Below are 20878 nucleotides of genomic sequence, written 5' to 3' on the forward strand. Positions count from 1 at the left end.
CTGCCGCAAGCTTGCAGCTTGTGGTGTACATGGTTTCAGCTGAAGTAAGCTGGAAGCTTACCACATGCTACCCACGAGATACGCTGCGCTAATCTCGCGGGAGCAACGGATTTATTATTCTCTTGATTCCTGACTCTTATTTCTTGACTCTAAAAATCCTGCATTTTCCCAAACATTTTCTCAATAGCTTTTTCCCTGAAAGCGAATATCTCTTTTACCTTATTCCCAACAAAAATACTGTTGCTCAACCTGCCTAAAATGCCGTAGGGGATAGCATAATGTAAAATGTCGTTCATCAGTACACCGCCATCTATCTCTTTAAAATGATGCTGGTGATGCCATAGTGCGTAAGGGCCAAAGCGTTGTTCATCAACAAAATATTGTTTATCGGCTACATGGGTTATTTCGGTCATCCAGTTCATGTTGATACCCAGCAGTGGCGCTATTTTATAGGTAATAATCATGCCAGGATATACTTTGGCATCGGCCGTATAATCTGATGTCACCACGAAGCTCATATCCGGGGGAGTAATCTTGGCCAGGTTTAATGGCGAGGAGAAAAAATCCCAGGCCATATCCAAACTAATGGGTATAGCCTGTTCTGTTTTTAATACGTATGATTTCATTAAAAGGCTGACAATCCGTAAGGCTAATTGTTTTTAGAGGTCAATAGCTTACCGGTGAGTGGTACCAACAGGCAGATCCCTGCGCGACCATTCGCTCCACGAACCCACGTACAATTTTGGTCCGATAATACCTGCGTATGCCATGCCCAGCAAGGTATGGCAAGCCGTAACACCCGAGCCGCAATGGACGATCACCTGGCTGTGATCTACCTGGTCAATAGCATCATTATAAAGCTGTCGCAGGGTTTCTGCCGGGAGGTATTTACCATCGGCATCCAGGTTGTAGATGTAAGGGAGGTTAAGTGCACCCGGTATATGTCCCGCTATCAGGTCAATCGGTTCTGTTTGGCCTAAATAACGCGGGGTTTCACGAACATCTATTACTACGCGGCTTTCGTCATGCGCAGCGTTGCCAGTTTCTTCAATATCAACCGTGCCTTCAAACTCAGTACTAACTGGGTAGGGGGAAACAGGTGTTGGCGTATATTCTTCAGTGCTCAGTTCTATTCCGGCTTTTACCGCGGCATTCAGACCTCCATTCAGCACCTGTACGGTGTGACCAATAGCGTTCAGCATCCACCAGAAACGGGCACCACCAAAGGCACCACCCTTGTCGTCATAAACCACCACATGGCTTTGAGGCGTTATTCCTAATTTACCCAGGAGAGTTGCAAAATCATGAATATCAGGTAGAGGGTGTCTTCCGCCCTGCGAGGCATCGGTAACTTTAGAAGCAAGATCTTTATCAAGGTCAACAAAAGCCGCGTTTTTGAGATGGCCGGCAAGGTAGCGTTGGTGTGCATCCTGCCCGGCACGGGCGTCGATAAGAATGGTATTCGCGCCGGACAAAGCCGGGTCGTTGATTTCAATTAGTGGCGACATAGGTATGTTCGATTTGTATAAAAATCAAATATAAATACGCCGCAGCTACTTTTGCGTTTTTTACTGCACTATTTTATTGGCGCAGTATGAGCTGGCAAAAGCTTCGGGTTTGGCCTTAAACACAAAGCCCATGCTTAAAATATAACCCATAGCCTCATGCAAAGCCTGGTTCGATTTAAACATTGGGTTGGTGTTGATATCGGCATGTACCTCCAGGTCAACATCATATAGGTCAAGCAGATCGCAAAGCTTGTAAGCAATGTCGATCGACTTTTGTACTTCGCTCAGCATCCTTTCTTTGATGCTCATTTTTTGCGAAGTGCGTTCCTGATGAATGAACATGAACCCGCCACGTTGCTCCCGTAAAAAAACAATAACGGTTGCAAAATCGGTTACTGCTCCTTTCACCTGTGAGTCGGTGCCGATACATACTTTGAGTTTGTTGCCGAGGCTGGCTTCCCTTTCAATCGCTCTTTCAACCTCTTCTAAAATGGACGATTGGATAACCTCGCCGCTGAATTTTCTCCAGGTCATAAAATTTGTGTTAGGTAAATTTTTGCCGACCTTTTTTATGGGTCTATAAAAATAAGCGATAAGGTTTCATATTAACGTAAACACTACGTCATTTATTTGTTAACATTTAACTGATTATTAACACGTTGGAAAGATATCTGAACCGTGATTAGGTAGATTAAGGGATTACCTTGATTATGGATAATGAAGAAAATGCTTTTTTATGCCGGTTGTCGACTCTGGATCGGGTAGAGCAATAGCCATACATGCGCAGTGCAAAAACAAGTTCAGTATGACAATATATTTTAAAATGGGAAGAAAAAATCAAGTGAATCTCTTCATCCTAAAAATCAAGGTCCAAATAAAAATTATGCCCTCAACGCTTTTTTAATGCGGTTTTCGGCTTCCAGTACCAGGTCTTCCATAGGGGCATTGCCGGGTTCAATAGGAGCCAGCACTTCCCAGGTCATGGGTGTAAAGGTATTGAGGGGATAATAACCATAACGGATCATTTTCCAGGAATCTTTAATGGCAATAGGCACCAGCAATGCCTCAGGGCATTTTTTTAATATGGTAGCTATACCGCCTACCTGGAAAGTTTTTACCTCACCATTTTTAGAGCGTGTACCTTCGGGAAATATCACTGCCGACCATTTATTTTCTTTCATCCGCAGGGCCAGCTTAACAATTTCGGCAATGGACTGGCGTGAATCTTTACGGTCGATATTGGCACCACCGCCATGTTTCAGGTTATAAGAGATGGATGGGATGCCTGTGGTCAGTTCAATTTTAGAAATAAATTTTGCATGATATTTACGCAGGTGCCATATCAGTGGTGGTATATCAAACAAGCTTTGATGATTGGCCAAAAATATAATAGGCCTACCGGTTGGCAGATTTTGCTTATTGATAAAAGTAACCGTGTTGCCCAGCAGGTAAGCTGTACTTAACAAACAAAGGTTTAAAGCATCTACCGAGCGCTTATGGGCGGCGTATCCAAACAAACGGAAGCTTACCCATTGTATGGGATGAAAGATAAGGAGTGCCAAAAAAAATGCTACAGTAGCAAAGGGAGACAAAATATAGCCTAAAAACTTTTTCATCGACCAGCAAATTTAATTCTTTTTGTGCAAATGAGTCGTTTTATAAGCGATTTTCTAACAAAAGCAGTTGCACTTTTAACACAGCAGCTACTGTCATAGAATCGGTGATTTGGCCGTTGCAAACCATTTGATACATTTCGGCAAATGGAATTTTATGAATGGTGAGCTGCTCGGTGTCTTCGGGTTCAGCCTCAAACTGGGTAAGTTCCCGTGCCAGATAAATAATGCTTAACTCGTCGCTTACAGAATTGCTCAGGTGCATGCGTTGAATTTCGGTCCATTGGGCAGCTTTAAGACCTGTTTCTTCCAGCAGTTCGCGTTTGGCCGACTCCAGCGGATCGGTACCTTCGGGGCCGCCGCCTTCGGGCATTTCCCAGCTATATTGGTTCAACGGAAAACGGAACTGTCCCACAAGGTAAGTATTGAGTTCATCATCAAGCGGCAGTATGCCAATGGCAATATTTTTAAATTGGACCTTTCCATAAATACCCGGATTGCCCGATGGATTGATAACCTGGTATTCGGTAACGTTTATCCAGGGATTATCATAAACGTTTTTTGCGGATGTTATTTTCCAGGGGTTTTCTTCAGGATGGTGCATGGCCCTAAAATAGTAAAAGCCCCTCTAAACTGCGAAGCGTTCTTGAACATCTTTTAAAATAAACAATGAAGAGTAGAAACGAAGTCGGTATAAAGGTATTAGTGTTTAAAAAACGATAGATAGATTTGTTTTACGATATGATACCCTGCGAAAGCAAAGAACAGGATAGCAATACCTGTATTGATGAAACGCGTGCTTAGTGCAAACTTATCTTGTATGTATTTGGCAAATTTGGCATAGAGGAACAAACAGAGGAACGCGCCAGCTGCCGAACCGATACTAAAGATGATCAATGCGAGTCGTCCATCCAGTATCCACTCATGAGTAATGAGGTAAGTGCCGGTCACCATCCAGAAAGGTACCTGCATGGGGTTTAAAAAGCCAAGTAATATGCCGTATTTGATACTGGCATGTTCGGAGTAATGGGTTTCGGGTGGTTTGTTGCGGTGTATCCAGGTAATAGTACCTAATACACCGAATAGGATCACCATAATCCAGTCGATAATAACAGTTAATTTTAACTCGCCGGATAGCCAGCGGGCGGCATGCATGATGAAGTAGGTGAAGAAAAATTCAACGCAGGAAAAAGCGGTAATAAAACGTACAGCCTCTTTCATCCCACGGTTCATGGTGATCTGTATCAGGGTTAGATTTATGTTTCCCGGGGGTATATAACCAATAAAATTGGCAATGATCCCGATAAAAAAGGTTAGGAATATCATTGGCGCAAAGATAAGCGGTAAATGTGCAGATGTGCAAATGTGCGGATTTCAGATGTGCAGATTTTTTAATATATATTTCTTTTTATTGAAAATCTGCACAGTTGATCAATCATTTGCACATCAAATAAATCATCTGCACATTTGCACATCTGAAATCTGCACATCTACAACATGTCAACTGATAAAATAGTTTCCTTACTGCCGTCTGCTACCGAAATAATTTGTGCCCTAGGGCTTGAAGATAGCCTGGTTGGGCGCTCACATGAGTGCGATTATCCTGCATCTGTAAAGCAGTTGCCGGTATGTACCGAAGCTAATTTTCCGGATAATTTAAGCAGTAAAGAGATCGACATCAAAGTAAAAGAGATCCTGACCGAAGCCTTGTCGGTATACACGGTAAAACGCGAGCAGATCAAAGAGTTAGCCCCCGACGTAGTGATCACGCAGGATCAGTGTGAGGTTTGCGCCGTTTCCCTGGCCGATGTAGAGCTGGCACTGGATGATTACCTGGAAAAAAAAGCCCGCATTATTTCGTTGCAACCCAATAGCCTGGATGATATTCTGAATGATATTATCACGATAGCCGAAGTACTAGATGTTCCAGAAGCGGGTGCCGAACTGGTAGAGAATCTGGTTGAACGTATTGATATCATCAAGCATAAACTAAAGTTCAGTGAAGCCCGGCCAACAATAGCCTGCATCGAGTGGCTCGACCCTATGATGGTATCTGGCAACTGGGTACCCGGCCTGGCAAAAATTGCCGGTGGAACCCCTATATTGGTAGGGGAAGATGGCAAACATTCTCCCTATGTGCAATGGGACGATATCCGCCTGCAGGATCCCGAATTTTTAGTAGTGATGCCCTGCGGTTTTTCTATCGAAAGAACGCTTAAAGAAATAGATATTTTAATGAGTCTGCCCGGCTTTACCGAGCTTAAGGCTGTTAAGAACAACCAACTTTTTATAGTGGATGGTAACCAGTATTTTAACCGCCCTGGGCCGCGTATTGTTGATTCTATCGAGATCCTGGCCGAGATACTTCGCCCCAAACAGTTTGCCTTTGGTTATGAAGGCGAAGGTTGGATCAGGTTTGGGGTATGATTTTGGAATAAGGATGAGGAGAGTAAGGAGCAAGGACAGGAATCCTTTATCTGTTAGTCTCTTATCCTTAATCTTTGTTCTTTGCTCCAAAAATCCTTGCTCCTCAAAGTATCTTCTTAAAATTATTTAAAAAGTATAGCTAAAATAGAAATGTTAAATTATATTTACCATTCAATCTATTATCAATCACGGTTATACTATGCGCAAAATTTTCACAACAATGCTGGTTGCTGCATTTTTCATGAGCACGGCTTTTACCCTTCATCAGGATATTAAGTTTAATATAGCCGATCTGCACATTACCTGGCAGGTGGTTGATAACAATTACATGAACAGGCACCGGGCTCTTACCGCTTTAATTATCACCAATAGCGGGCACGAGGTATTACCTGCCGGCGGATGGAAATTTTACTTTAACTCGGGTCGTGGTTTTTCTGAGCAGGCTGTGAGTAACAATGCCAAAATAAAACAGGTTAATGGCGATTTATACAGCATCACCCCAACCGATGGTTTTAAGGAATTGAAACCCGGTGCATCTACCCGTATTGAATATATTAATGATGATCCGGTAGTGAACGCTACCGATGCACCCGAAGGTATTTACCTGGTTTGGGATGCGCAACCCGAAAAAGGATATTCCATTACCTCTTTTAATGTGGAACCATACAAACCCACTTACCAGGGTTTGATCACCCCCGAAATTGTTTTCGACCGGAATAAAAATATTACTGATATCCCGGCCGACCAACTCACTAAAGTTTTCCCCACACCCGCAAGCTACCAGGAAGCAGGAGCAGGACAATACCTGGTGTTGAATAACCCCGCACCCGTTGCCGGTTTTTCAGACAAAAAATTTGAAAAGGAATCACGCTTGCTCACGGATTATATTATCTCGTTGGATAATCACAAGTCGAAGAACGAAACCAAACCAGGTTCGCTTAAAAGCATAGTGATCAAATATAAAGAAGGAATAAATGCCGAGGGTTATGAGCTAAGTATCACACCGACCGGTATTCATATTTTTGCATCCACCAATACGGGCGCTTTTTACGCGGTACAGTCGTTAAAAACCATGATACCGCCGGTTGCATTAGCTGATCCGAAAAAGAGTATCGAAATACCCTGTGCCGAAATTAAAGACGAGCCCCGCTTTACCTACCGTGCGGTGATGCTGGATGTGGCCCGTAATTTTCAACCTAAAAAACAGGTGCTGAAACTGCTGGAAGCCATGAGCCTGTATAAGCTGAATACCCTGCACCTGCATTTAACCGATGACGAAGGCTGGCGATTGGAATTACCATCGCTGCCTGAACTAACTTCGGTTGGTGCCAAACGTGGTCACACGCTGGATAGTAAACATTTTTTACCGGCATCGCATGGTTCTGGCCCGGATGTGAACAATACGGTGGGTACAGGGTTTTACAGCCGGGCTGATTATATCGAGATCTTAAGATATGCAACGGATCGTCACATTGCGGTGGTCCCTGAAATTGAAACGCCTGGCCATGCCCGTGCACCTATCAAAGCAATGGATGCCCGGTATGATCGCCTGATGGCCGAGGGTAAAAAAGCCGAAGCTGAAAAATACTTGCTGCGCGATCTGAATGATAAATCGGAATACCGTTCGGTGCAGTATTGGAACGATAACGTGATTGATGTGTCGCTGCCATCAACCTATAATTTTGTATCAACAGTAGTGGATGACATTGCCGCTCTTTACAAAGAAGCTGGTGCACCGCTGCAAACTATTCATTTTGGCGGCGATGAAGTACCTGCGCATGTATGGGAAAAATCACCTGCTTACCTGGCTTTAAAGGCAAGTCACCCTGAAATAAAAGGAACAAACGATCTGTGGTATTACTTTTATGGCCGCGTGAATGATATACTGAAAGCCAAAGGCCTGTTGCTTTCTGGCTGGGAGGAAATGGCCCTGCGCAAAACCATGCTCGATGGTCATCCAACCTATATGCCCAATCCCGATTTTACCAAGGAGCACCTGCAGGCCGATGTATGGAACAATGTACTGGGCGATGGACAGGAAGACCTCGCCTATCGTTTAGCCAATGCCGGTTACAAAGTGGTGCTTACCTGTGTTACCAATTTATACTTTGATATGGCCAGCTACAAATCATTTGATGAGCCGGGTTATTACTGGGGCGCGTTTTTAGGTATCGATAAATTTTACTCGTTTATCCCCTTTGATTATTTCAAAAATGCCGATGTGGACAAAAACGGCAACCCCATTAACCGTTCGTTATTTATAGGCAAACAACGCCTTACCGATTATGGCAAAGGCAACATTGTAGGTTTACAAGGCGCGCTCTGGGCCGAAACCGTGAAAAGCACCGAGCGTATGGACTATATGATATTCCCACGTTTGCTGGCATTAGCCGAGCGTGCCTGGGCGGCAGATCCGCAATGGGCAACCGAAACCGATCCTGTGAAAGCCAAGCAAGAATATGAAACGGCATGGTCGGGCTTTTTGAATGTTTTGGGTAAACGTGAACTGCCGCGTTTAAGCTATTACGAAGGCGGTTATAATTACCGCATCCCAAAACCAGGTATCAGTTTGCAGGATGGTAAATATCTGAGTAATGTTGATTATCCTGGCTTAACCATCCGTTATACCACCAATGGCAAAGAGCCTGACGAAAAAAGCAAGGTATATACCGGTCCGGTAAATTATAATGGCGGTGTGATTAAATTCCGCGCGTTTGACGTGAAGGGTCGGGGCGGTAACGTAGCCGAAGGCGGCAGCAATAGTTTAAATCCGTAATATTTTTGGTCCATTGACTAAAATACAACTCCCATGCCCACGGTATAATTCCGCAATGGCGATGCGTTATAGTAACGGTTGCCTACTGCATTCAGATCGTTACCCAGGCTGTATTTTTCATTCAGGATATTATCGGCACCTGCATAAATTTCCAGGTGGGTTTGATGGCCGATGGTAGGCTGCCAGCTTACTTTGGCCTGCAACAGGTTGTAGCTCCCTGCATAAACCGTGTTACCATCGTTCAACGGGATTTTGGAGGTATAATTATGCTGGGCAAATACCGATAGGTTGTATGGTATCCGCAACTGTAAACTGCTTACAAAAACATTTTGCGGCACACCGGTAAGGTTATTGCCCGAGTAACTGGCGTTGGTTACCGCGTCTACATAATTCCTGAAGGTAAACTTACTCAAGGTGTACGATTCATTAAACTGCAAGCCACGTACAAAGTGTGTATGGTTTGGACGGATAAGCCAATCGGTAAACGATAGTTCAACTCCGGGTTGGTTAGTGCCTCCTGCATTGATGTAATGCTCGGTTTCATCGGCATTTACACGGCGTACAATAGCATTGCTGATGCGGTAGTAAAATGCTGATACATCCAGGAACATAGTCTCATCCTGGTTGCGCAGCCGGAACCCTGTCTCATAGTTCCAGCCGGTTTGGGCTTGCAGCGCGGTGTTTACAATATTGTCAGTAGGGCGAACTTCGGCAGTGGTAGGGGTAGAGTAGCCCCGGCTTACAGATGCCCGCCAGATAAAGTTATTGGTAACCTGGTAGCTCAAGGCTAGTCTTGGCATCAGCTGTGGCGTAAAATCGCGATTAGTAAAACTGGTTTGCGCCAGGGGATAAATGTTCTTGAAATCATAACCATACCAGTTGAGGCTCAGAGCCACTTCCAGGTGCAGGCGTTTATAAATATCGGCCGAGTAACGGGCAAATATAAAATGCTGGTTGGTATGGATATAATCGCTGGTTTGGGTGGTGTCCTTTGCACCTCCCTTATTTCCATAGTTGCTGATCACGGAATTGGTTTGCTGCCACTCCATACCCAGGTTAACCTTCCAGTTAATGTTTTCATGAGGTAAACCAGCCAGCTCAAAATAGGTACGAAAACCAAAGGTGTTTTCGCCGCGTTGTTCATAATTGGTGATAAAAGGATTAGCGAAGTCAACATGATTGCCAAAAACAGATAATACGTTACGGATGCGATCGCTGAAGTGATATTCATTCACCAACCCGGCCAGGTACATGGTAGTGCTAATGCCGATACGCTGCTGTATAGCTCCCGGTATAGTTGATTTTGGTGTAACAGTAGGTTGCCTGGCTAGCCGTGGGTCGGCCATAAACTGGGCAAGATTTAATCCGCCCGGGGTTTCATATTTGAGGTCGGAATACAGGCCCAAAAAGCGCAGCTCGTTTTTACCGCTGTAGTTCCATTTATCAGCCACCTGTATGTAATTGCGGCTCATATTACTGTTTTGGCGATAGCCCTGGTAAGCCTGGTAACTTTGATTAATGCTCAGCAGGTTTTTACCAAATTGCTGCTGTATGTTGGCCTTTTCATGAAAAAGTCCATATGAGCCGGTATTGATACCTATTGATCTGTAGCTGGTATCAGCATACCGGTTTACCGGGCTAAGCAAAACCACCCCACCCGAATTAGCGCCAAATAAACTACCATCAGGGCCTTTCAATATCTCTATGCTGGGAACGCTGGCAATATCCACCGCGTTTAAATAGGTATTGCCACCTGCGTCGGTTAAGGGAATCTCGTCAAAATAAATTTTTACATCCCGCACCCCAAAAGGCGAGCGGAGCAAACTACCCCTGATGGATAAACGGTAACTGCCCGGCGAACGCTCCTCTGCCCTTACTCCAGGTACGGTATTCAACGCACTCACGAACGAATTATCGGGTTGTAGTTTTAACTGTGAAGCTCCCAGCACACTTACCGAGGCGGGTACACTGAGTACCGGTTGCTCGCTCAAGTAACCTTTAACGGTAACCGCTTGTAAATGGGTGGTATCTCTTTTTGATGCCGTTTTTGCGGTTTGAGCAACAGCACTTGCTGCGATAATGAATGTGAAAAATAAAGTGGTATAAGTTTTTAACATAGATTAATCAGGTAGAATCCAAAAATATGTGTTTTAGCGTTTAAAACCATGTGTAGCATGCAAATTACAATTGTCATTCTGAGCTATCAAATTGAGGGCTTCTGAGGGTGAGAGACAAGTGTATCGATCTACACGTCATTGCGAAGAATGAAGCAATCTCTAAGCTATACAGGGCCGCATTACCGGGCGCATACCCGCTCTTGGCCGCGGGAGGGCCAGTTACTTTTGTCGCCACAAAAGTAACCAAAAAGGCTTTCAGCGGAAATGCTTCTTTGCCGCACAAAGCCTTTGCACTGCAAAGCCGATAGAACCACGGACTGCAATTATTTTGCCCCACTTCGTTCGCGCATTTTCCTACGCTTCAGCAAAAACTTGCTATGTCCCACCTCCCCACAGTCCATCATCGTTCTATCGACTTTCGCCCGAAGCTTACCCCCTGAAGGGAAGAAGTATTTGGGGCCTGTCAGTCTGAGCTTGTCGAAGACGCGTGGGTGAAAGGCCCTACCCACCATGCTTCGACGGCGCTCAGCATGACACCTGTTTTTGCCGATGGCCTATAAATTACACCAATACGTCCACTTCACTACCAGTTGCCGGTTCTTGACCATGAAGGGCGATGGCGTGTTATTATCCCCGTAAACAATAAAAAAGTCGGATGCCGGTTTGTAGCGCCATTGCATCCGGATATTGGTATTGATGTTACGGATCTGTCCGTTGTATTGGATGTAAGTAGTAAAGTAAAGTTTGTTGCTTACCGTAATATCGGTACGGGGGCCGATGAGCCAAAAGCTGGTATTGCCATAAGGCTGTTCCATCCGCAGATCGTTGAAAGAACTGTTAACCGCGATGTTCACATAGGGCTGAAAGCGGTAGCCTACCTGCATGGTGACGGTAGTTTTATGGCCATTTTGATAATAGCCGCCATAAGCGGTTTCGGCGAGATAAGTAAACAAGGCTTGGGGCTTGGATACAAACTGCGCGTCGACGGTGTTCCAATGATTTTCTGTGCCGATGGGGAGCAGCGGTTTACCGGTATTGGTAGGATCAAAAGGTACCAGCAGTTTGATATAATCATTAATGGCGGATAACGTGAAAGTGCTGCGGTTACGCAGGGTGATGAGATAGGCCAGCGTACTTTCGTTATCGGTACGCTTAAAATGCTCATCAAAATAATAGTTGGATACTAATTGTACACCATGGCTCAGTATCCCGCCTGCTTTTGGAAAGAAATTTCGCAATAACAATGGACTGATCTTATTATACCCCGTCCTCGGCACATAACCCACGCCGGCGGTGTAGTTTTTGCCCACGAATTCATCCTGCAAATAAGCTGTCCAATATTTACTAAGGTACTGGAGGTGGCCGGCAGCTACTATATCATGCCCTTTTAATCCCGGTGTAAATGATTTAATACCCAGCAGTTTACCTGTTAGTAAATTGTTTGAAGACGCCAGGTTAAATTCCATCCCCACGTTGCGGTTGTACTGAGTGCCCGGCGTGGCTGCACCCGTAGCATCTTTATTGATAAACATAAAACCGATGTTGGAGCGGGCAAATACGCGGCGCTGCAGCGTAAGCACGCCATAATTTTGAGCAGGCATAGCTGCGGCATCTGCCTCGCCGGTTTGTATATCCATGAGGCCCACGCGCCAGTCCTTATCAATTTTTCCGGTGAGCCGGGTGCCAAAGCGAATGGGTGCATTGAGCCCGATGCGGCGCGAAAAAAATGGCCGGATATCTGAATAGCCAAAGTTGGCGAACAGGTCGCCGTTCTCTAAAAAGAATTGGCGCTTCTCTGGGAAAAAGAGTTCATAGCGGTTCAGGTTAACTACCTGCTGGTCCACGTCCACCTGCGAAAAATCGGGGTTTACGGTCAAATCCAGGTTAAGGGATGAGGTAAGGCCTACCTTGGCGTCGCCGCCAATTTCTTTTTTCCAGGTGGTACCTGTTTTGGCCTGATAATCTTTGGATACACCCCCCAGCGCATAAGGGATAAGGGAAATATTGGTTCCGGCTTCGGGTGGCGGTTCGTCCCAAACCAATGACCCGGTATAAGCCAGCGAAGCCGTTGGGAACTGCCGTGGCACAGGTGCCCAGGCTGATTTTTCGGTAGTTTTAAGATCGTTGCGACTAAAATTAATGCCCCATACATCTACACCTTTTTTATACCGGATGCTTTTAAATGGAATAGCTGCTTCAAACACCCAGCGGTCGGGATAGTTTTTTACTACCGATACCCATTTGTTATCCCAGCTCAGATCGACTTTGCCGCCCTCGTACATCGTGCCGTCCCACTGGCCCCCGGCAGCGTTGGCACCAAAGCTAAAGCCATCGGTACGGGCATCAAAAGGATCAAGAAAGAATATAAAATTGTCGTTTTTCTGGAAGGCGAAATCCCGCTTCATGGATTCCACCATGTATTGCCCTGATCCGCTGGTATAACAAGTAGCAATAATGTAAATGTTGTTATTGTCATAGGTCATCCGCACCTGGGTTTGCAAAGTGGCCTTGCTCGTATCCATAGGCAGCACCATAAAAAAGTTGGCAGCCGAATCGGCCTTATACCAGGCAGCATCCATCATGCCGTCAATAACTATGGGGCCGGTAGCCTTACGGATGTGGTATTGATAAGCAGCATTCTTTTTTTGTGCCGATGCTGTAAAAGCAAACAGGCAAAACAGCATCAGCATTAATAATTTTCCTGGTGATAAAGGATGGGTAAAATTCAAAATTAATGCTTTGTTAGGTTTTATTAAATCGATTTACTAATATACTATTTACTATGTATATCTATAATCAAATATAGAATTGTGTATTAAAGTTTGTCATGCTGAACGTAGTGAAGCATCTATTCTGCGATATGCATCTTGAAGAAGATTCTTCGCTCCGCTCAGAATGACAAGCCATTTTGGAGGGTATTTCTACAAACTCACCACCAACGCCTTCCCAGCATATTTAACCACTTTATCGGCTTTGGCGGTTACCTCCACATTGGCGCCATGACTGCCTTTTACCATCACAATATTAAAGGTGCGGCTTTTCAGCATTCCGGGAAATTTGCCTTTGGTATCGGATATCGTGAGCTTGCGGGTTTTGTCGTTCCAGTTTAGGTTGAAAGTTGCGTATTGTCCTTTTTCGTAGTTATAATTGTCGTTCTCGTCCTCATAAAATTTAAATGAGCCATCAGCGCCGGGATAAATACGCAGTTCGATGTTGTTGGCCGGTTTTTCTGTCGCATACTCCATATGTGGTCCCATTGGGATGATGGAGCCCGCTTTAACATAAAGCGGCAGTATTTCAATAGGCGCGGCTGCGCTGATGGTTTGTCCGCCATCGAGTAGTTCGCCTGTCCAGAAATCGTACCATTTGCTGGCTGCTGGCAGATACACCTGGCGGGCTTTGGCTTTCTTGTCGGCATCAGCCGATGTATATAATTGCTCGGTAACCGGGTTCACCATAAAGGCCGGACCGAACATATACTGATCAGGTATGCCATAAACCTTGCTGTCGTCCCGGAAATCAAAAGCCAACGAACGCATAATGGTGTAGTTATCGGTAGTAACCCGACCAGCCAGCGAGTAGATATATGGCAGCAGGCGGTAACGCAGCTTATCAAAATTCAGCAGGATGGCTTTGGTTTTATCATCCCAGTTTTTGCTGAACAAAGCGCGTTCGCCTTTGCCATGGATGCGGAAGATGGGGCAAAACGTGCCAAACTGAAACCAGCGGGTAAACAGTTCACGCTTATCAGGCTGCGACCAATCGGCAGTTTTCCAGTGGAAGTGATACCCACCAATGTCCGATGTCCAGTACGGAATGCCCGATACGCCTGTATTGATACCCTGCGGCACCTGGTGTTTAAAGTCCTTAAAAGTACATTCAATATCGCTCGACCATAGTGTGGCTGCGTTGCGCTGTTCACCGGCAAACGACTGCCTTACCAAAAAGAAAGCACGCTTGCCTGGGATATCCCTGCGCCAGCCTTCGTAAACCCCTTTGGTATGCTGCAGCGAGTAAGTATTAAAATAATCGATTCCCTTGCCTATGGCAAAATTGCTTTGACGGCGGGCATCCAGCAGCGCGCCATTGTCCGGTTCGCACTGATCTATCCACCAGGCATCCCAACCATAACGTTTGATGAGGCTGTCGCGGGCCTGGTCCCAATATAGTTCGCGGGCTTTGGGGCTGTGGGCATCGTAGTAAGTATCAAAAGTATGGGTAACTACGTTGTCCCAGGTAATGTCGGTTAGTCCGCCCATTTTTTGCAGCGCATCATAATTTGGGGTACCCTTGCCAAATACCGGCCATATAGATATCATGGCATGCAGGTTGGCCTTGTGCAATTCGTTGATCAGTTGTTGCGGATGCGGGTAACGTTCGGGTTTCATCACGTGCGATCCGATAGGCAGTGGGTCCCAATAGTACCAGTCCTGCACCAAAACATCAACCGGGATATGGTTGTTGCGATAGTTATCTTTTACGCTAATAATTTCATCCTCGCTCATATACCTATCTTGTGATTGAAACAAACCGAAGGCCCATTTACCAAACATGGGCGCTTTGCCGGTAGCCGTACGGTAGGCATCAATGATATGATCAAAACCAGGACCGTAGAAAAAGTAATAGTCAACCTGTTTGCCGCTTTCGGATACGTATTTGAATTTGGTATTATCCGCTTCGGCACCGTAAAAGTTGGAAGCCGAATAGTTATCCCACATCAGGCCATAACCTTTTGTTGATAACAGCACCGGAATAGCGCCGGTAAGGTATTTAATGAGCAGATCCTGGTTGCGGCCTTTGTAATTGATAGACAAAGAATCAAGCGGATGGCAGCCCAGCCCGAACAAGCCTTCGTTTTGCGGCGAAACAAACTGTGTGCTGATGGTATTGGTGCTAATCCCAGCCACAGTAGCCGGGGTAATAGTTTTGTTCTCACTGTCTTCGGCGGTAATGATGTTGCCTTTGAGATCGGTATAAATAATGGCATTGGTGGCCTTGTTCACCCTGATCTTTAATTTAGCCGTGGTAATGGTTACCTCTGTTTTATTTTCCGCGACCTGATAAGGGGTAGGGTTTTTCCAGCTATTGTTGACCACCAGGGATGGCTTGGTTTCAAAAGCATTGAATATGGTGTACTTGACCTCAATAATATCGACCCGGCGCACCAGTACTTTCAGCAACCCTTTATCCAGCGAAAAAGTAACGCCATCAGCGGCTTTTTTGTATGATTTAACAACAGCAAAAGAGGGTATGACTGCACCGCTAAGGATAAGTAATATTATTAATGCAATCGATTGTATTTTCTTAACAAAAGAAGGATGTAAAGGTTTAAACATATGAACATCAGTTTATTGGTTTATAATGAGTGTGAGAGCAACACTTGTTTTGGTGATGTGAATATAGGATACTTTTTTGGAAGTTAAAAGGAGATATTTCAATGCTTCACCTCTTTACCAAACAACTTTTCCCCGGCTTCTACAGCAATAGCCAATCGGTTGCCATCCGGTGGTTTTGGACAGGAATATCCGGTGCCGAAAGCACAGTAAGGGTTATAAGCTTTATTGAAATCGATTACCACTCGGCCATCTTTAAAGTCGCCTTTACGCAGGTCGATGTAGCGCCCGCCCCCATAGGTAGTGATACCGTTGGTATCATCAATAAAAGGCAGGAACAGGTAATCACTGTACTCCGGAACGTTGGATAGCTTTATACTCTTGTATACCGTAAGTTCCATAGGTTTGCCCTTAAGTGTGAATTTTAGTACCGCATAAGGCACGTATTTGCTGCCTGTGCCACTAAATACCGGCATGATAAAAGCTTGTGCGTTGACCAAAACTGTTGCCTGTGCGGTAACACGGTAAGTGCTGTCGGCGTCATAAAAACGCAAAAACTGCAGGTCTTCCTTTTTTAGCGGCGAGCGTTCATCTTTCAGAAAATCATCCATATAACCTTTGCGGTAATCGGCTATTTGTGTTTTAAAGTCCTGGCCAAAGGAGTTGAGGCCGGTTAACAGGAGCAGGATTAGGAGGTATTTGGTCATGATAGGTGAAATTTGAGCCAATATAGGTAAAAAAGCCTCACCTAAACGGTGGAGCCTTCATGTAATAATCCTCTCCAAAGGAAAGGACTTTGCCTTGCATGCTATTTCTATTTTTCCTCCCTCTCCAAAGGAGAGGGCCGGGGTGAGGCTGAAATAATTTTATTTTATCTCTACCTAAAACGATTTACAGAAATTTATATTTGCTTTATTGAACCTTCAATATACCAATTATACTTATGGACAATAAACCGCTAAGAAGCAGGGGCTGGTTTGGCAAAACGGGTAAGGACGGCTTTATTTACCGGGCCTGGATGAAAAATCAGGGTATCCCGGCGCATCAGTTGCAGGGTAAACCGGTTATCGGGATTTGCAATACCTGGTCGGAGTTAACGCCTTGCAACGCTCATTTTCGTGAACTGGCCGAATCTGTAAAAAATGGTATTTATGAAGCGGGTGGTTACCCGGTGGAGTTCCCGGTGATGTCATTAGGCGAAACCCTCATTAAACCCACGGCCATGCTATACCGGAACCTGGTGAGTATGGATGTGGAAGAATCTATCCGCGCCAATCCACTTGACGGGGTGGTGCTCCTTTGCGGCTGCGATAAAACTACGCCTGCCCTTATCATGGGCGCCTGTAGTGTGGATATCCCTACCATTGTAGTATCGGGCGGAGCCATGTTGACCGGTAAATACCGCGGGCACGATATCGGTACCTCAGACATCTGGCGCTTTTCTGAAGATCACCGCGCCGGCCATATGAGCGATGAAGAACTGTATACTGCCGAAGCCTGTATGGCCCGTAGTCGTGGGCATTGCGCCGTGATGGGTACGGCATCAACCATGGCTTGTATGGTGGAGTCATTGGGACTGTCCCTGGCCGAAAACGCCGCTATTCCGGCTGCCGATTCGCGCAGAAAAGTACTGGCCCATTTATCGGGTAACCGTATTGTGGAGATGGTTCGGGAAGATCTGAAGCTATCTGATATACTTACCCGTCCAGCCTTTGAAAATGCCATCAGCGTAAATGCGGCCATCGGCGGTTCAACCAATTTTATTATCCATTTGTTGGCCATTGCGGCACGCATCGGGGTTGATCTGAGCATGGATGATTTTAATACTACGGCCAAACGGATCCCACTGCTGGCCAACCTGCAGCCATCGGGCAAATATTTTATGGAGGATTTTTATTATGCCGGCGGATTGCCAGCCCTCATGAAAGAACTGCATGAAGTTTTGCATGGCGATACGATAACCGTAACCGGCCAGCCTATTAAAGCTAATTATGAACACGCTGAATGTTTTAACCGTGAGCTGATAGCCAGCTGGAAAACCCCGTTTAACGAGGTTGCCGGTATTGTGGTGCTGAAAGGTAATTTATGCGAGAACGGTGCCGTCATGAAACCATCGGCAGCAAGTACCGAATTGATGATCCATACCGGCAGGGCCATTGTATTTGAAGATATTGAAGATTACAAGAACAAGATCAACGATCCTAACCTCGAAGTCGACGAAACCAATGTGCTGGTACTCAAAAATGTTGGTCCCAAAGGTTATCCCGGCATGCCCGAAGTGGGTAATATGGCCATCCCTAAGAAGTTATTAGATAAAGGTGTACGTGATATGGTTCGCATCTCAGACGGGCGCATGAGTGGTACCGGTTTTGGTACGGTAGTATTGCATGTATCGCCCGAGGCAGCCGTAGGTGGTACCTTGGCTATCGTACAGGATGGGGACATCATTAGCCTGGATGTTTACGCGGGTACCTTACACCTGGATGTGAGCGACCAGGAAATTGCAACCCGCAAAGAGCGACTGGTATTGCACACCAATATAGCCAAACGTGGCTATGTGCACCTTTACCAAACGCATGTAGAGCAGGCCCACCTCGGCGCCGATTTCGACTTTTTAAAAGGCGGCTCAGGCAGCGGGGTAGTGCGGGACTCACATTAGGAGCAAAGCACCAATCAAATTTGTCATTCTGAGGAACGAAGAATCTAAATATAAGATTTGCAAGATTTAGAATAGATGCTTCAAGCGTTCAGCATGACAAGGTCAAATAAAGCAAACGCCAATAAAATGGGCGTAAATAATTGAGCATATATCAATCAAAAATATGGCAGCAAATAATTTTACCGGGCAGGTAGCCATTGTAACAGGGGCAGGACAAGGCATTGGTTTTGAAATTGCCAAACAAATATCCCTGCAAGGCGCGGCGGTATTGGTTAATGATGTGAGTCCACAGCTTGCTGCGAATGCTGCCGAAGCCATCAACAGGCTTGGTGGTAATTGTATCGACCTGGCCGGCGACGCTGCCGATATTGATTTTATACAACAAATGGTTGATACCGCGGTACAACAGTTTGGCAAATTGACCATCGCTATCGCCAACGCAGGCATTACCTTGTTTGGTGATTTTTTGAATTACCCGGCACAATCATTGCAAAGTGTCATGAACCTGAACCTGCAGGGAAGCTTTTTTCTGGCGCAGCGCACGGCCCAGCAGATCATCAAACAAAAAAGTGGTGGTAGCATCCTATTCATGTCGTCGGTAACGGGGCACCAGGCGCATCAGGATCTGGCGGCTTATGGCATGACCAAAGCCGGACTCGAGATGCTGGCCAAAAGCCTGGTCGTAGAGCTGTCACCTTACCACATTACCGTAAATACGGTAGCTCCCGGCGCTACCTTAACCGAACGCACCATGGAAGACGCCAGTTATCACGACACCTGGTCGCGTATTACGCCTATGGGCAGGCCAGGCACGGTGCAGGATGTAGCCAATGCTGTACTGTTCCTGGTATCGCCGCAGGCCACCCAGATCACCGGGCAAAATATTGTGGTTGATGGCGGCTGGTCGGCCGTGAGCGCGTCACCCTATTAGGGAGTGCTGAGTTGTCAGTAGTGAGTTTTGAGTTTTGAGTTTTTATTTACCAAGCGTTTTATTATTAGGTAATGATGTATAGTCCAATCACTGGCCACTCACAACTCATCACTCACAACTCGCCAACTTATTCAAATACTGCTCTCAACTTGGTCCATTCGGGGTGGCGTTTCAGGTAGGTCTGTATGTAGGCGCATAGGGGTACCATTTTCAGGTTATGCTGCTCCATGTATACAAAAGCTTTCTCTACCAGGGCCGCGGCAATACCCTGGCCTTCCATTTCCTCGGGTACTTCGGTATGGATCAGGTAAACTACATCGCCTCTTAGTTTATAATCAATAAAAGAGCTGATGCCATCAACCGTAAGTTCAAAGTGATGTATGGCTTCGTTATTGACCAATGGAATATCTTCGTACTTCATGTTTATTGAGTATTATTTAAATAATTTAAATACATCGTATGGTTTGGTAACATAAATATCCTTGTTGTATCTAAGGTAATTTATGAACAAGCTTTGATACCGTAATAATAAACAACTTTAATGAATAATATTTTATGCTTTATTCAATAAAAATGTCAGAAAAGCGTTTGGTACAACGGGTTATCCAGGAAAACTAAAAGGCTTTAGCAAGTTGTTCATTTCTTTAAATTTTTAATTAGTTTTGATTTGTATTTATATATTTATAACAATACCTTAAAACAATTTGGACCTTCCCAGAAAATGAAAGCCGTTGTGAAAAAAAATAAGCACATATTACTACAGCTTGCGCTTCTGTTTTTTGTTACAAATGGCTGGGCACAGGTAAGCCATCAGCATGCTAAATCTAAGATTAAAAAGAAATCTGTGTCGGCGCAGGTTCAACCTGTAGTACAGGGAAGCGAACAGTTTAAAGAGTTTTTAAAGCTTTTGGCACAAGCCAGCGCTACATTTACATTCCCCAAAGGTTTTAAAGAAATACCGGCTACCAATAACGAGGATTTTTCTTTTGACTATGCGATGGAAATGCCGGGTAAGGATTTTGAAGTATGGTTCCAGGTAAAATCGCAAAAGGAAAATTGGGCCAGTTATGAGCGGTCACAGAACGATAAGGGTCGTCAGTTGGCTAATCCCGATTCATTATACGTGGATATGGGTAAGGCTCATGCTATAGCTTTTACCGGCGATAATAATTATTTTATACGTAACATGCCTCAAAATGTATTGGAGCGTTACAATGCCGATGCCGGCAAATCATATCTGCTTAATCTGCTCGATCTGCCCTCCACCAAGCATTATAAATATGCCCTGCTCATTACCTTGCAGCGCAGTCATACCGGCATCCTTTTAATGGTATGTTTTGCCAACGAAAAAGACCCCGAGTTTTTTAAAAATATTGATAAAGCCAGCAACAGCCTGAAGTTTAAGATGTAATAGAAGGGAGGCCCCTAGACAATTTAAAGGGAATCGCACCGCCTCAGCTTTTTGCTTTTTCAATTAACCTCCCCACGGGAGGGGCAATGTCATTAAGTTAAGG

General features: G+C 45.2%; 16 protein-coding genes. 5 read left to right on the forward strand and 11 right to left on the reverse strand.

The features are described from left to right. Positions 1 to 149: 149 nt before the first annotated feature. The 6 genes from BW976_RS27230 to BW976_RS27255 form a co-directional block, all read right to left on the reverse strand. On the reverse strand, positions 150 to 626 hold the full coding sequence (locus BW976_RS27230) for an SRPBCC family protein (RefSeq protein ID WP_076378566.1): 477 nt from the start codon (positions 624 to 626) through the stop codon (positions 150 to 152). A gap of 48 nt (positions 627 to 674) precedes the next feature. Beyond that, positions 675 to 1508, reverse strand: a complete 834-nt coding sequence (locus BW976_RS27235; protein WP_076378568.1) for a sulfurtransferase — start codon at positions 1506 to 1508, stop codon at positions 675 to 677. 60 nt (positions 1509 to 1568) lie between these two features. Further along, positions 1569 to 2042: a ribonuclease H-like YkuK family protein gene (locus tag BW976_RS27240; RefSeq protein ID WP_076378570.1), complete on the reverse strand. Its 474-nt coding sequence runs from the start codon at positions 2040 to 2042 to the stop codon at positions 1569 to 1571. Positions 2043 to 2389: 347 nt separating this feature from the next. Beyond that, a complete protein-coding gene (locus tag BW976_RS27245; protein ID WP_076378572.1) occupies positions 2390 to 3124 on the reverse strand; it encodes a lysophospholipid acyltransferase family protein in 735 nt (244 codons plus the stop codon). Between the two features lie 40 nt (positions 3125 to 3164). Further along, complete coding sequence (locus BW976_RS27250) at positions 3165 to 3725, reverse strand: NUDIX domain-containing protein (protein WP_076378574.1); 561 nt, start codon at positions 3723 to 3725, stop codon at positions 3165 to 3167. 98 nt (positions 3726 to 3823) lie between these two features. After that, entirely contained in the window at positions 3824 to 4447 is a 624-nt protein-coding gene (locus BW976_RS27255) for a LysE family transporter (RefSeq protein ID WP_076378576.1), read from the reverse strand. 171 nt (positions 4448 to 4618) lie between these two features. Here BW976_RS27255 and BW976_RS27260 point away from each other — a divergent pair, with 171 nt between their 5' ends. Then, positions 4619 to 5548: a cobalamin-binding protein gene (locus BW976_RS27260; protein ID WP_076378578.1), complete on the forward strand. Its 930-nt coding sequence runs from the start codon at positions 4619 to 4621 to the stop codon at positions 5546 to 5548. Positions 5549 to 5747: 199 nt separating this feature from the next. Then, complete coding sequence (locus BW976_RS27265) at positions 5748 to 8324, forward strand: family 20 glycosylhydrolase (RefSeq protein WP_076378580.1); 2577 nt, start codon at positions 5748 to 5750, stop codon at positions 8322 to 8324. Between the two features lie 17 nt (positions 8325 to 8341). Here the strand turns inward: BW976_RS27265 and BW976_RS27270 are convergent, their stop codons facing one another. The 4 genes from BW976_RS27270 to BW976_RS27285 form a co-directional block, all read right to left on the reverse strand. Continuing rightward, entirely contained in the window at positions 8342 to 10441 is a 2100-nt protein-coding gene (locus BW976_RS27270) for a TonB-dependent receptor (protein ID WP_076378582.1), read from the reverse strand. Positions 10442 to 10995: 554 nt separating this feature from the next. After that, positions 10996 to 13170, reverse strand: coding sequence for a carbohydrate binding family 9 domain-containing protein (locus tag BW976_RS27275; protein WP_217696303.1), 2175 nt, complete (start codon positions 13168 to 13170; stop codon positions 10996 to 10998). Between the two features lie 192 nt (positions 13171 to 13362). Beyond that, a complete protein-coding gene (locus BW976_RS27280) occupies positions 13363 to 15777 on the reverse strand; it encodes a glycoside hydrolase family 31 protein (RefSeq protein ID WP_076378586.1) in 2415 nt (804 codons plus the stop codon). A 98-nt stretch (positions 15778 to 15875) separates the two neighbouring features. Beyond that, entirely contained in the window at positions 15876 to 16481 is a 606-nt protein-coding gene (locus BW976_RS27285; RefSeq protein WP_076378588.1) for a DUF1684 domain-containing protein, read from the reverse strand. A 236-nt stretch (positions 16482 to 16717) separates the two neighbouring features. On the opposite strand from BW976_RS27285, the gene BW976_RS27290 reads away from it, so the two are divergent. After that, positions 16718 to 18433: an IlvD/Edd family dehydratase gene (locus BW976_RS27290; RefSeq protein ID WP_076378590.1), complete on the forward strand. Its 1716-nt coding sequence runs from the start codon at positions 16718 to 16720 to the stop codon at positions 18431 to 18433. Between the two features lie 163 nt (positions 18434 to 18596). Beyond that, positions 18597 to 19364, forward strand: coding sequence for an SDR family NAD(P)-dependent oxidoreductase (locus tag BW976_RS27295; protein ID WP_076378592.1), 768 nt, complete (start codon positions 18597 to 18599; stop codon positions 19362 to 19364). A 127-nt stretch (positions 19365 to 19491) separates the two neighbouring features. On the opposite strand, the gene BW976_RS27300 is transcribed toward BW976_RS27295, so the two are convergent. After that, the gene (locus BW976_RS27300; RefSeq protein ID WP_076378594.1) at positions 19492 to 19785 is read right to left on the reverse strand and encodes a GNAT family N-acetyltransferase; all 294 of its coding nucleotides are present in this window, start codon (positions 19783 to 19785) and stop codon (positions 19492 to 19494) included. 300 nt (positions 19786 to 20085) lie between these two features. On the opposite strand from BW976_RS27300, the gene BW976_RS27305 reads away from it, so the two are divergent. After that, positions 20086 to 20775: a hypothetical protein gene (locus BW976_RS27305; RefSeq protein ID WP_175614192.1), complete on the forward strand. Its 690-nt coding sequence runs from the start codon at positions 20086 to 20088 to the stop codon at positions 20773 to 20775. The last annotated feature ends 103 nt before the right edge of the window (positions 20776 to 20878 follow it).

The organism is Mucilaginibacter lappiensis, assembly GCF_900155965.1.
Classification (GTDB): domain Bacteria; phylum Bacteroidota; class Bacteroidia; order Sphingobacteriales; family Sphingobacteriaceae; genus Mucilaginibacter; species Mucilaginibacter lappiensis.